The organism is Methylopila turkensis, assembly GCF_027922325.1.
Taxonomy (GTDB): Bacteria; Pseudomonadota; Alphaproteobacteria; order Rhizobiales; family Methylopilaceae; genus Methylopila; species Methylopila turkensis.
The window spans coordinates 370,944-383,615 of sequence record NZ_BSFL01000003.1 but is presented as its reverse complement, the minus strand read 5'-3'; the positions used below and the strand labels follow the sequence as shown (position 1 = coordinate 383,615).

At 70.8% G+C, this 12,672-nt stretch carries 8 protein-coding genes and 1 tRNA gene; all 9 read right to left on the bottom strand.

What is annotated here, in order from left to right; genetic code table 11:
• Positions 1-310 precede the first annotated feature (310 nt).
• The 9 genes from PKE78_RS13045 to PKE78_RS13005 all read right to left on the bottom strand — a co-directional run bounded on the left by PKE78_RS13045 (position 311) and on the right by PKE78_RS13005 (position 12,618).
• Positions 311-3,679: an error-prone DNA polymerase gene (locus PKE78_RS13045; RefSeq protein WP_271201337.1), complete on the bottom strand. Its 3,369-nt coding sequence runs from the start codon at positions 3,677-3,679 to the stop codon at positions 311-313.
• Positions 3,676-5,235 (bottom strand): Y-family DNA polymerase, encoded by a 1,560-nt coding sequence (locus tag PKE78_RS13040; RefSeq protein ID WP_309299105.1) that lies wholly within the window; start codon positions 5,233-5,235, stop codon positions 3,676-3,678. Before PKE78_RS13040 ends, PKE78_RS13045 begins: the two co-directional genes overlap by 4 nt.
• Positions 5,126-5,920, bottom strand: coding sequence for an ImuA family protein (locus PKE78_RS13035; protein WP_271201336.1), 795 nt, complete (start codon positions 5,918-5,920; stop codon positions 5,126-5,128). The genes PKE78_RS13040 and PKE78_RS13035 overlap by 110 nt, the downstream gene beginning before the upstream one ends.
• Before the next feature lie 180 nt (positions 5,921-6,100).
• Positions 6,101-6,175 (bottom strand) — tRNA-Glu (locus PKE78_RS13030).
• 49 nt (positions 6,176-6,224) lie between these two features.
• The gene (locus PKE78_RS13025; protein WP_271201335.1) at positions 6,225-6,893 is read right to left on the bottom strand and encodes an exopolysaccharide biosynthesis protein; all 669 of its coding nucleotides are present in this window, start codon (positions 6,891-6,893) and stop codon (positions 6,225-6,227) included.
• Positions 6,894-6,995: 102 nt separating this feature from the next.
• Positions 6,996-8,768 carry a single-stranded-DNA-specific exonuclease RecJ gene (gene recJ / locus PKE78_RS13020; protein WP_271201334.1) on the bottom strand — a complete coding sequence of 591 codons (1,773 nt, stop codon included), beginning with the start codon at positions 8,766-8,768 and terminating at the stop codon, positions 6,996-6,998.
• Positions 8,769-8,802: 34 nt separating this feature from the next.
• A complete protein-coding gene (gene glpX / locus PKE78_RS13015; RefSeq protein WP_271201986.1) occupies positions 8,803-9,783 on the bottom strand; it encodes a class II fructose-bisphosphatase in 981 nt (326 codons plus the stop codon).
• Between the two features lie 238 nt (positions 9,784-10,021).
• Positions 10,022-11,332 carry a homoserine dehydrogenase gene (locus PKE78_RS13010; RefSeq protein ID WP_271201333.1) on the bottom strand — a complete coding sequence of 437 codons (1,311 nt, stop codon included), beginning with the start codon at positions 11,330-11,332 and terminating at the stop codon, positions 10,022-10,024.
• A gap of 68 nt (positions 11,333-11,400) precedes the next feature.
• On the bottom strand, positions 11,401-12,618 hold the full coding sequence (locus PKE78_RS13005; protein ID WP_271201332.1) for an LL-diaminopimelate aminotransferase: 1,218 nt from the start codon (positions 12,616-12,618) through the stop codon (positions 11,401-11,403).
• Between the last annotated feature and the right edge of the window lie 54 nt (positions 12,619-12,672).

Here is a 12,672-nt window from a genome sequence, read left to right as displayed (position 1 = left end):
GCTCGCCTCCGAGCAAAATGCGGCGGCCATGGTTAAGGAACCCCGACCCCGAGGCGCCTGCGGCCGGTGGACGTCACGCCGAGGCGATCACGTTCGGAACAGCAGCCCGTTACCGCCCTGAACCCGAACGCGAAACCCGCCGCACGCCTTCACCATGCTGACCTTTGGCCATCCGTTTGAGGCGGAACGATGTCAGCGCCTGCGACGCCCGCCCGATCACGCGAAGGTTGATGCGCCGGAGCCTCAGCCGCCGACGCCGTCACCCAGGACGTCGCCAATCTCTCCCAAGCTCCGCGTCGCTACGGCGCGTTCAATGGAAATCCCTCGACTTCGGCATGACGCGGACGTTGCGCGGGTGGCTTGAGGAGCCGCGCGGGTGCTGAGGGTGCTTGAACTCGTCGGCCCGGGTGAGCTGGATCGTGACTGGCGCATCCTCCGAAAGCCGCCCGAGCTCGTCGGAACGGTCGAAGACGCGCTCGGCCATCAGATGCGTCACGCCTTCCGGGCTTTTCTGCACGCGGCCCTCGACGAGCAGCAGACGCGCGGAAATCACGTCGCGGCGAAACCTCTCGAAGGTGCGCGCCCACAGGACGACGTTCGTGACGCCGGTTTCGTCCTCCAGCGTAAGGAAGATCGCGTTGCCGGCGCCCGGACGCTGGCGGACCAGAACCACGCCCACCGTGCGGCAGAGGGCTTTGTCCGGCCGGGCCGAGGTCGCCGCGCATGTCACGACGCCTTCTCTTGCGAAGACCGGACGCAAAATCTGCATCGGATGGGCCTTGAGCGAGAGGCGAAGGGATTGATAGTCGGCCGCCACATGCGCGCCGAGCGGCATGGCGGGCAGGTTGACGGCCGGCTCTTCGCCGAGCTCGCGCGCGGCGGCCGCCGCGAACAGGGGCAGCGGCGCGTCGTCCGGAAGGCGGCGGACGGCCCAGAGAGCCGCTCGCCGATCGAGGCCCAAGGAGCGAAACGCGTCGGCGTCCGCAAGTTGGCGGAGAGCGCGGGACGAAAGACGGGTGCACGCCGCCAGTTCCTCGACGCCGCCGAATCCGTCGCCGCGCGCGTCGACGATCTGACGGCCGTCGGCTTCGACGAGGCCTCCTATCTGACGAAAGCCGAGACGCAAGGCGAGCTCCCCCTTCGCGTCGCGCTCCAGCGCGTTGTCGTAAAGGCTGTGGTTGACGTCGACGGGCCGGACCTCGACGCCGTGCTCCCAGGCGTCGCGCACGATCTGCGCGGGCGCATAGAACCCCATGGGCTGCGCGTTGAGCAGAGCGCAGCCGAAGACCGCCGGATGATGGCGTTTGATCCAGGATGAGACATAGACGAGCTTGGCGAAGGACGCCGCGTGGCTCTCCGGGAACCCGTAGGAGCCAAAGCCCTTGATCTGGTCGAAGCAGCGCTGCGCGAAGGCCCGGTCGTAGCCGCGCGCCGCCATCCGTTCGACCATCATGGCCTCGAAATTCTGGATCGTTCCGACGTTGCGGAACGTCGCCATGGCGCGGCGCAACTGGTTCGCTTCGATGTCGCTGAAGCGGGCGGCGACCATGGCGAGCCGCATCGCCTGCTCCTGGAACAGCGGCACGCCGAGCGTCTTGGCGAGCACCTTCTCGAGCTCGTCCTTCGGTCCGTGCTCCGGCCCGGGCGACGGGTACTCCACCAGCTCCAGCCCCGATCGCCTCCGGAGATAGGGGTGCACCATGTCGCCCTGGATCGGCCCGGGCCGCACGATCGCGACCTGGATGACGAGGTCATAAAACTCCTTCGGCTTCAGCCGCGGCAGCATGTTCATCTGCGCGCGGCTCTCGACCTGGAACACGCCGAGCGAATCCGCCCTTTGCAGCATCTCGTAGACGGCCTGATCGTTCTGCGGGATGTCGGCGAGGCCGAGATCCGGACCGCCATTTTCGCGGATGAGATCGAACGCCTTGCGGATGCAGGTCAGCATGCCGAGCGCGAGCACGTCGATCTTCATCAGGCCGAGTTCGTCGATGTCGTCCTTGTCCCATTCGATGAAGGTGCGGTCCGCCATCGCGGCGTTGCCGATCGGCACGGTGTCGTCGAGCCGGCCGCGGGTCAGCACGAAGCCGCCGACGTGCTGCGAAAGGTGACGGGGAAAGCCGAGCAGGCGGCGGGCGAGATCGAGCGCGCGGCGGATGGCGGGGTTTTGAGGGTCGAGCCCGGTCTGACGGATGTGCGCGTCCTTGATGTCCGTTCCCCAGCTTCCCCACTGGGTCGACGCGAGGCGGGCGGTGACGTCCTCCGTCAGGCCGAGCGCCTTGCCGACTTCGCGCATGGCGCTGCGCGGCCTGTAGCTGATGACGGTCGCGGCGATCCCGGCCCGCTCCCGCCCATAGCGGGCGTAGATGTGCTGGATGATCTCCTCGCGCCGCTCGTGCTCGAAATCGACGTCGATGTCGGGCGGCTCGCGCCTCTCCTCCGAGAGGAAGCGGGCGAACAGGAGATCGTGCTCGGCCGGGTCTACGGCCGTGATCCCGAGCGCGTAGCAGACGGCGGAGTTGGCCGCCGACCCGCGCCCCTGGCAAAGGATGCCCTTGTCCTCGGCGACGCGCACGATGTCGAGGATCGTCAGGAAATAGCGGGCGTAGTCGAGCTTCTTGATGAGGGCGAGTTCGTCGCGCAGCAGCGCCTCGACCTTCTCGGGCACGCCGCCAGGATAGCGGATCGCGGCGCGGCGCCAGGTCTGCTCCTCCAGCCAGTCCTGCGGCTCCCAGCCGGGCGGGACCGGCTCCTCGGGGTAGTCGTATTTCAGGTCGGCGAGCGAGAAATCGACGCGCACGAGCAGGTTCTGCGTTTCGGCGATCGCCTCGGGCGCTTCGCGGAACAGACGCGCCATCTCTTCGGGCGGCTTGAGGTGCCGCTCGGCGTTCGCGTCGAGCAGCCGCCCTGCCGTTTCGACGGTCTTGCCCTCCCGGATGCAGGTGAGGATGTCCTGCAGGTCGCGCGCGCCGGGCTCGTCATAGAGCGCGTCGTTCACCGCGATCAGGGGGACGCCTGCGTCCGCGGAGATCGATTTGAGCCGGGCGAGCCGCCGCAGGTCGTCGCCGCGCCGGTGCAGCGCCGCCCCCAGCCATACGGCTCCTGGGGCGGCCTCCTCGATCCGCGACAGCGTGGCGGAAAGCCCGCTGAGGCGGCGTTCAGGCATGACGATAAGAAGAAGCCCCCGGGCGTCGGCGAGCAGGTCGTCGAGACGCAGGATGCAGTCGCCTTTCTTGGCGCGGCGATTTCCTAGGGTGAGGAGACGGCAGAGCCGGCCCCAGCCTGCGCGGTCCACGGGATAGGCGATCACGTCCGGCGCGCCATCGGCGAAGACAAGCCGCGCGCCGACCACGAGCTTGAACGCCTTGGCGCGGCGCCTGAGCGCGTCGCGCGTGAACGGCTCGGCGGGCGTCCAGGGACTCTCGATGAAGACGTGCTCTCCGGGCCCCGATCCTTCGCGGACCTTTTCGGGCGGCGGCGCGCCTTCCAGCCGCAGCTGCTTCAGCGCGCTGTAGGCGCGCACGACGCCCGCCACCGTGTTGCGGTCCGCGATTCCGATTCCGGTCTGGCCCAGCAGCAGCGCCGTCAGCAGCATGTGCTGCGGGGGCGCCGCGCCGCGCAGGAAGGAGAAATTGGTCGCGGCCGCGAGCTCCGCGTAAGGCGGGACGGCGCCCGTCATGCGAACAGTCCGTGCAGGTACCAGCGCGGCCGGTCGGTCTCGCGCTCGTAAAGGCCGGCGCGGAACACCCAGAATCGGCGGCCTTCCGCGTCCTCGACGCGGTAATAGTCGCGCGTCGGCGCATCCGGCTCCCGCCACCACTCCGGCGCGATCCGCTCCGGCCCTTCGGCGCGCGCGACGCTATGGAGCACGCGCCGCCAGCGGAACCGCAGCGGCGGCCCGTCCGGCGTCTCGGCGAGCGTTTCGATGGGCTGCGGAGGATCGAACATGCGCAAGGGACGCAGAGGCGGCTCCCCCGGTTCTTCGGGCGGGGGCGACGCAGACGTCGCCGCCACAAGGGACGTCGCGGGAACGAGCCGCGAAGCGCGCGTCGGATCGTGGCTGTCGGCGGCCGAAAATCGGAGGACGCGGGACGCGCCGAAGCGCGCCACGAGCCGATCGACCAGATCGGAGACCGCTTCATCTTCCCGCGTTTCGCCGTCGAACTGCGGCTGAAGCTGCGCCAGCGGCTCGGCGACGGGGACCGCGAGCCGGATGAGGTCGAAGCCGAAGCCCGGATCGAGCGGATCGGCGAGCGCCTCGATCCGGGCCCGCAGGAGGCGAAGCACGGCGGCGACGTCCCGCGTCGGCCGTCCCGTCGCGACGTCGACGCGCCGCACCGCCCCGTCGGTCCGGAAAAAACTCGCCTCGAAGGCGCGGCCACCCTGGCCGGCGGCTTCGAGCAGCTCCATCGCCTTGCCGAGCAGATCCCGGATCGTCGCCTCGATCGCGTCATTATGCGCGATCGGCTCGGCGAACATCTGCTGCACGCGGCAGGCAGGCCTCGGCCTCAACGGCGTGATGCGTCGGTCCTCTTCCCCAAGCGTCCGCCGCAGCCGCGTCGGCAGGTCTTCGCCAAAGCGGGCGGCGAGCGGGCGGCTTGGCCGATCGGCGAGATCGGCGATGCGCGTCAGACCTGCGAGCGAGAGCGCGCGGCGCACGTCCTCCGCAAGCCCCAGCGCCGCGACCGTCAGAGGGCGGACCGCCTCGGCCTCGCCGCCCGGAGGCGCGATCGGCACGCGGCCGTATCGCGCGAGAGCGCGCGCGGCGTCGGGCGTTCCGGCGATCGCGGCGCGCGTCGCGAGGCCGTTCCGCCGGAAAAGTCCGGCGATCCGCCGCCTCAAGTCGGCCTCGCCGCCAAAGAGATGAGCGCAGCCGGTGATGTCGAGGATCAGGCCGTGCGGCGGGTCGAGGGCGACGAGCGGGGTCCAGCGGTCGCACGTCTCCGCCATCCGGGCGAGCAGCGCGTCGTCCGCCGCCGGATCGTGGTCGGCGGCGACCAGGCCCGGAATGCGCGCGCGGGCGTCGGCGAGCGTCAGGCCAAACGTCAGGCCAAGCGCGGAGGCCTCCCGGCTCGCCGCGGCGAGCCGCAACGCTCCCTTGACGGAATGGACGAGGACGAGCGGTTCAGCCGGCGCGCCGCCATGGCGCGCCGTCATCCGCAACAGCCGGTCCGCCGGCAGGAACGGAAACCACAAAGCGAGATAGCGGCGCAGACTCGAAGGATGCGCGGTCACGGTCCCACTCCAGACGCCAGGTTCGTGGACCGACTCCGGCCCGATGACGCAGCAAGGCGGCTTCGAAGGCCGGGCGGCCCGGAGCGTTCGCCTCAAGCGGCGCGGAGGCGGCGGCGGCCACGCCCCACCGGCTGGTCGCGGCGCTCGGAGCGGGCTTCGCGCCGAGCCGGATCATGACGACGGTGACGCCCGAGGCGCCGGCCGCAAGCGTCAGCCGCCGGCTTGAGTTCAGATCGAGCGTCTTCGGCTCGCCCCAGATTTCGATGACCGCGGCCCCGACCGCCGCGCAACGCGCGGCCTCCGCCGCGGCGCGCAGAACGCCGGTCGGGTCGCGCGCGCGAACCACCAGCAGACGCTTCGGGTCGGCGCCGAATGCGGCGAGCCCGTCGCCGTAGAGCGCGCCCGCTTCAATGTCCAAGAGGTCCTGCCGCGCCCAGACCAGCGCCCGTCCGTCGGCGGCCCTCAAAGCGACGCCGAGCCCGAACCCGGCGGCGGCCGCAACGTCCTGCTGCCCGCGGGCGTAGACCTCATGCAGGACGCCGCGGGCCAGCCCGCCGCCGAGCGCCGCGTCGAGCGTCGGCAAGCCGAGGCGGAACGACGCGCCGCCGCGCCGGCAGGCGCCGGGCTCCAGCGCGGCGACGTCTTTCCGCAATCGTGCAAGAGCGATCTCGTGCGCCGCGAGCATTTTTGTTTCCTGTTTGTTCTTCTATCAAACCCCGGCTTGAAAAGGAGTCAAGGGCTGGTCTGAAGCTTGGGCGGGAATCGCAGCGCTCACGGCAGACAAACGCCCAAAAGCGCGAACGTGCCGGAACGGCTCGCGCATTCCATCCGTAGGACGTCGTGACGTCGGACTATTTTCGCGAAGTGGCGCGCCCTACGGGAGTCGAACCCGTCTTTTCAGCGTGAAAGGCTGACGTCCTAACCGATAGACGAAGGGCGCTTGCGGCGGGACGTATAGGGGGGTTCGGACGGCGCCGCAAGTGCGCCGATCAGCCCCCAAACAGGCGAAGCAGCGGACCGGCGAAATACTCCACGCCCTTCACGATCGCCGTCGACAGCGCGCCCAGGATCGCGAAGCTTGCGGCGGTCGCCGCCCAGCCGACGCCGATGGCGACGCCGTCGCGTTCGATCACTCCGAGCGCGAAAGCCGAGATCGCGATCGCCGGCGGCATGTTGCCGAAGGGGATCGGCAGCACGAGGATCAGCGAGAGCACGAAGCAGGCGAGGCCCGTCAGGCGGTCCGCGACATAGGTCGTCATCACCTCGGCGCGCGGCTTCAGCAGCCGCTCCAGCTTGTTCACCCAGGGCACGACCTTGCGGGTGAGCGCCTGAAAGTCCTCGCGGCGCATCGAGCGCTGCGTGATGAAGCGCGGCAGCCAAAGCCGCTGCGCGCCGACCATGAGCTGCAGCGCGATGAAGACCAGCGGCGCGCCAAGCACCGCCGAGGTGCCCGGCGGCATCGGCAGCGCGTTCGGCAGCGCGAACATCAGCAGCAGCGCCCCGAAAGCGCGGTCGCCGAAGGCGTCGAGGATCGCGGCGACGCTGATGCGGGGCTCGGAGCCGTCGGCGAGTTCGCGCAGCACCTGCGAGAAGCCGCGATGCTGGCGCTCTGGCGACGGCTCGCCGGCGGTGGCGGGGGGCGTGGCGATGTCGGTCACGTCGCTCCAGTAGGCTCAGACGACGGCGGAAGCCGTCGCGCTCCAAGCACATAGAGCCGCAAATCGTGAAGATCGAGTGGCGAGACGCGAGACTTCTCGCGGTCAGCGCTCGGCGGGCGCCGCATCGAGCACCCTGAGGCTCGCCCGTTCCGACCCGCCCCAGCGGTCGACGCCGAGACTGCCGGCCACATGGACGCGCGCGCCGCGGGCGTCCAGCAGCGCGCGGCCAAGATCGCCGTCCGCCGCGCGGAAGGCGATCGCGCCGACGGAAGCCCCGTCGCCGGCGCGGAGCCTGAGCCGCACATGCCCCTGCCCGACCACGTCGGCGGAAGCGACGATGTGGGCGGGCAGCGCCAGCATCGGCTCCGGCGCGCCCGAGCCGAAGGGGCCCGCGCGGTCGAGATCGCGCACCAGCTCCGGCGTCGCGGCGGCGGCCGTGAGCGCGGCGTCGATCCTGAGCGAGCGGTCGGCGCGCGCAACCGCCACGGCGGCGTCGAGACGCTCCTCGAGGAAGGCGCGGAACGCGCCGAGCCGGTCCGCCTTCAGCGTAACGCCAGCCGCCATGGCGTGGCCGCCGCCCTTGACCAGAAGGCCCTCCTCGACCGCTGCGCGCACCGTGGCGCCAAGATCGACGCCCGGCAGCGAACGTCCGGATCCGGTGCCGACGCCGTCCGGCCCGAAGGCCACCGCGAAGGCCGGACGGCGGAAGCGCTCCTTCAGCCGCGCTGCCACCAGCCCGACCACGCCGGCGTGCCAGCCCTCGCCTGAGACGACGACGGTCGACCCGCCCTCCTCGTCGAGGCCGAGCGCGGCCTGGGCCTCGGCCATCGCCTCGTCGAGGGTGACGCGCTCGATCGCCTGACGCTCGCCGTTAAGGCGGTCGAGTTCGGCTGCGATCGCGGCGGCGGCCGGTTCGTCGTCGCAGAGCATCAACCGGCAGCCGAGCCCGGCGTCGCCGATCCGTCCGCCGGCGTTAACGCGCGGGCCGAGCAGGAAGCCGAGATGGTAGGGCGTCGGCGGGCCGTCGAGCCTGGCGACGTCCATCAGCGCCCGGAGGCCGACGCGTCCCCGGCCGCGCAGCGCGATCAGGCCCTTCGCGACGAAGGCGCGGTTGAGGCCCTTGAGCGGCACCACGTCGGCGACGGTGCCGAGCGCCACGAGGTCGAGCCCGGCCAGCAGGTCGGGCTCCCCGCCCCTCACCGCCCAGAAGCCGCGGCGGCGCAGTTCGCGGCTGGTCGCGACCAGCGTCATGAAGGCGACGCCGCAGGCCGCGAGATGGCCGAGACCGGAGAGATCGTCCTGCCGGTTCGGGTTCACCAGCGCGGCGACCTCCGGAAGGGTCGCGCCGACCTGGTGATGGTCGACGACCACGACGTCCATGCCGCGCGCCTTCGCGTGGGCCAGCGGCTCGAAGCTGGTGGAGCCGCAGTCCGCGGTGATCAGCAGCGTCGCGCCGGCGTCCGCGAGCATGTCGATCGCGGCGACGTTCGGGCCGTAGCCCTCGAAGATGCGGTCGGGGATGTGGGTGCGGACATCGCAGCCGGCATGGCCCAGCATGTCCGCCAGCAGCGCGGTCGAGGTCGCGCCGTCGACGTCGTAGTCGCCAAAAATGGCGACCTTCTCCGCACGTTCGGCGGCGTCTGCGAGGCGCGAAGCGGCCGCCGTCATGTCGGTCAAAGTGTCGGGATCCGGCATCTGCCGGCGGATCGAGGGGTCGAGATGCTCCGCGACGTCCGCGGTCGCCACCCCGCGGCCCGCGAGCACCCGCGCGAGGAGGTCTGACACGGGGTGGTGTCGCGCGATCTCCGCGGCGACCGCGCGGCCGCGCGCGTCCAGCCGGTCGCGCCAGGCGCGGCCGCCGAACGAGGCCTCCACGCCGAGGAAGGCCTCCGCCGGGGGGCGGCGGACCTCAATCGAGATGGAACTTCTCCGTTTGCGCGTGTTCGGCGCGGATGCGCCGCGTGGTGCCGGTGGAGGAGCGCATCACCAGCGTCTCCGTCGTGACGCCGCGCCGGCCGAACCGCACGCCGGAGAGCAGGCCGCCGTCAGTGACGCCGGTGGCCGCGAACAGCACGTCGCCGCGCGCCATCTCGCTGAGATCATAGATCTTGCTGAAATCTTTTATCCCGACCGCGGCCGCAAGACGGCGGCTCTCGGGCTGGTCCAGCAGCAGGCGGGCCTGCATCTGCCCGCCGGTGCAGCGCAACGCGGCGGCCGCGAGCACGCCCTCGGGCGCGCCCCCGACGCCGAGGTAGATGTCTATGCCGGTCTCTTCGGGATCGGTCGTATGGATGACGCCCGCGACGTCGCCGTCCGTGATCAGGCGGATCGCGGCGCCGGCCGCGCGCACCGCGTCGATCAGGCGGAGATGCCGCGGCCGGTCGAGGATGCAGGCGGTGAGCTGCGACACCTCAACCCCTTTGGCGGCCGCGAGCGAGGCGAGGTTCTCAGCCGGCGCACGGTCGAGCCGGACCGTGCCCGGTGGGTAGCCCGGCCCGATCGCAATCTTGTCCATGTAGACGTTGGGCGCCTTCAGCAGCGAACCGGCTTCGGCGAGCGCCAGAACCGCGATCGCGTTCGGCTGCGCCTTGGCGCAGAGCGTCGCGCCCTCCAGCGGATCGAGCGCGATGTCGACCCGCGGCCCCTGCCCGGTTCCGACCTGCTCGCCGATCCACAACAGCGGCGCCTCGTCGCTCTCGCCTTCGCCGATCACCACCGTGCCGCAGACCGGCAGCCGGTCCAGCTCGCGGCGCATGGCGGAGACCGCGGCCTCGTCCGCCGCACGCTCGTCGCCCCGCCCCCGCAGCCGCGCGGCCGCCACGGCGGCGCGCTCCGTGACCCGCACGAGTTCGATCGTCAAAGCGCGGTCGATCACGTCGACCGCGTCGATGTCGGGCCGGTCCTCCACGATGGACGGATGCACGGCTCTCGCCGCCAGCTTCTTCACCACGTCCCCGCTCCCCGAATCGCGCGGCTCCCGCCGCGCATGGCCTCCGGCCCGAACACATCGGAACCGCCCGCGACGCGATGCGAACGACCGGAGCCGTCGCGGCTTGTCCAGTCGATTCGAACATGTCGCCGACCATGCGATCAAGCGCGGCGGGCGAAAAGCGGCTGCGCCTTTCGGATCAGCGCTTCTCGATCCGTATCACCTGCGGGGCGCCGTCGATGTGACCGTCCGCCTCAATCGCGTCCAAAGCGGCGCGTAGCGCGGCCTCCGCTGTGGCGTAGGTGATCAGCACGACCGCCACCGGATCCACGCCCGGCGCGTCGCTGTCGGGCTCGCGGCCTCGCTGCACGATGCTCTTGAGCGAGATTCCCTGCTCCGCCATGCGCGCGGCGATCGCCGCGGCGGCGCCCGGGCGGTCGATGACCGACAGGCGGATGTAATAGCCGCCCTCGTGGCGGCTCATCGGCGCGCGCGTCGGCGCGGCGAGGCTGGCGGCCGGCACGCCGAAGGCCGGCATGCGAAGGCCGCGGGCGATGTCGACGATGTCGGCGATCACGGCCGAAGCGGTGGCGTCGCCACCGGCGCCGGGCCCGGCGAACACCAGCGCGCCGACCACGTCGCCGTCGATCTCGACCGCGTTGGTGACGCCGTCGACGCGGGCGACCGCGGCGTCTTTCGGCAGCATCGAGGGATGCACGCGCTGCTCGACGCCAGAGTCGGTGCGGGTCGCGACGCCGAGGAGCTTCACGCGGTAGCCGAGCTCCTCGGCCATGGCGAGATCGAACGGCGTGATCGAGGTTATGCCTTCGACATAGATGCCGTCCGGATCGGGAGCGACGCCGAAGGCGAGGGCCGCGAGCAGCGCCAGCTTGTGCGCGGTGTCGAACCCGCCGACGTCGAAGGTCGGGTCCGCCTCGGCGTAGCCGAGCTTCTGCGCGTCGGCGAGGCACTCGGCGAAACCGAGCTTCTCGCGCTCCATGCGCGTCAGGATGTAGTTACACGTGCCATTCAGGATGCCGAAGACGCGGTTGAGGCTGTTCGCCGACAGACCTTCCCGCAGGGCTTTCACGATCGGGATGCCTCCGGCGACCGCCGCCTCGAACCCGACCGCGACGCCCTTCTGCTCGGCGGCGGTCGCGATGGCGAGGCCGTGCCGGGCGAGCAGCGCCTTGTTGGCGGTGACGACCGGGCGGCCGAACTCGATCGCAGTCTCGACGCAGCCGCGGGCGGCGCCCTCGGCGCCCCCGATCAGCTCCACCACCAAGTCGACGTCATTCGAGCGCGCGAGCTGGGTCGCGTCCATGTGCCAGGCGACGCCGTCGAGAGGGAGTTTCCGGTCGCGACCCTTCTCGCGGGCCGAGACCGCGGTGACGACGATCGGGCGACCGGCGCGCGCCGCGAGCTCCTCAGCCTTGGCGCCGAGAATGCGCACGACGGACGACCCGACCGTGCCAAGGCCGGCGACGCCGACCCTCAGAGGTTCCGCCATGAGGACATCCGAATGCGTTCAGGAGAAGGAACGCCGCGGCGGGAGGACCGTCGCGACGTTCGGTCCCCTCAGCGCGCCGCGGCGAGCGGGACGACGTTGTGCAACGTCTCGTCCGCAGTTTCAAGGAAGCGGCGGATCGATCGCGCCGCCTGCCGGATGCGGTGCTCGTTCTCGACCAGCGCGATGCGCACGAACTCGTCGCCGTGCTCGCCGAAGCCGATGCCCGGCGCCACCGCCACATGGGCCTTCTCCACCAGCAGCTTCGAGAACTCCAGGCTGCCGAGCGAGCGGAACTTCTCGGGGATCGGCGCCCAGGCGAACATCGAGGCCTTCGGGCTCGGCACCGTGAAGCCGGCGCGGCCGAACGTGTCGACCATGATGTCGCGGCGCTTCTTGTAGATTTCGCGCATCTCCGCGATGCAGTCGTCCGGCCCATTGAGCGCGGCCGAGGCCGCGACCTGGATCGGGGTGTAGGCGCCGTAATCGAGGTAGGACTTCACCCGCGCGAGCGCGGCGAGCAGCCGCTCGTTGCCGACCGCGAAGCCGACGCGCCAGCCCGGCATCGAATAGGTCTTGGACATCGACGTGAACTCGACCGCCACGTCCATCGCGCCCGGCACCTGCAGGATCGAGGGCGGCGGGTTCCCGTCGAAGTAGATCTCGGAATAGGCGAGATCCGAAAGCACGAAGATGTCGTGCTGCTTCGCGAAGCGGACGACGTCCTTATAGAATTCGAGGTCGGCCACTTCCGCCGTCGGATTCGACGGGAAGCAGGTGATGAGCGCGATCGGCTTCGGCACCGAATGGATCACCGCGCGTTCGAGCGCGTGAAAATACTCCGGTCCCGGAGTCGCCGGCACGTTGCGGATGACGCCGCCGGCCATCAGGAAGCCGAAGGCGTGGATCGGGTAGCTCGGGTTCGGCGTCAGCACCACGTCGCCCGGCGCTGTGATGGCCTGCGCCATGTTGGCGAAGCCTTCCTTGGAGCCGAGGGTCGCGACCACCTGCGTGTCGGGGTTCAGCGTCACGCCAAAGCGGCGGGCGTAATAGGCCGCCTGGGCCTTGCGCAGCCCCGGAATGCCCTTCGACGTCGAGTAGCGGTTGGTCCGCGGCTTGGTGACGGCCTCGACCAGCTTCTCGTTGATGTGGTCGGGCGTCGGCAGGTCCGGGTTGCCCATGCCGAGGTCGATGATGTCGGCGCCGGCCTTCCGGGCTGCGGCCTTCACCCGGTTCACCTGTTCGAACACGTAGGGCGGCAGACGGCGCACGGAATGGAATTCGGTCATGGCGGCACGATTCGGGAGCTTACCCGCGCACCATCGCGCAGGGATCATCCGAGA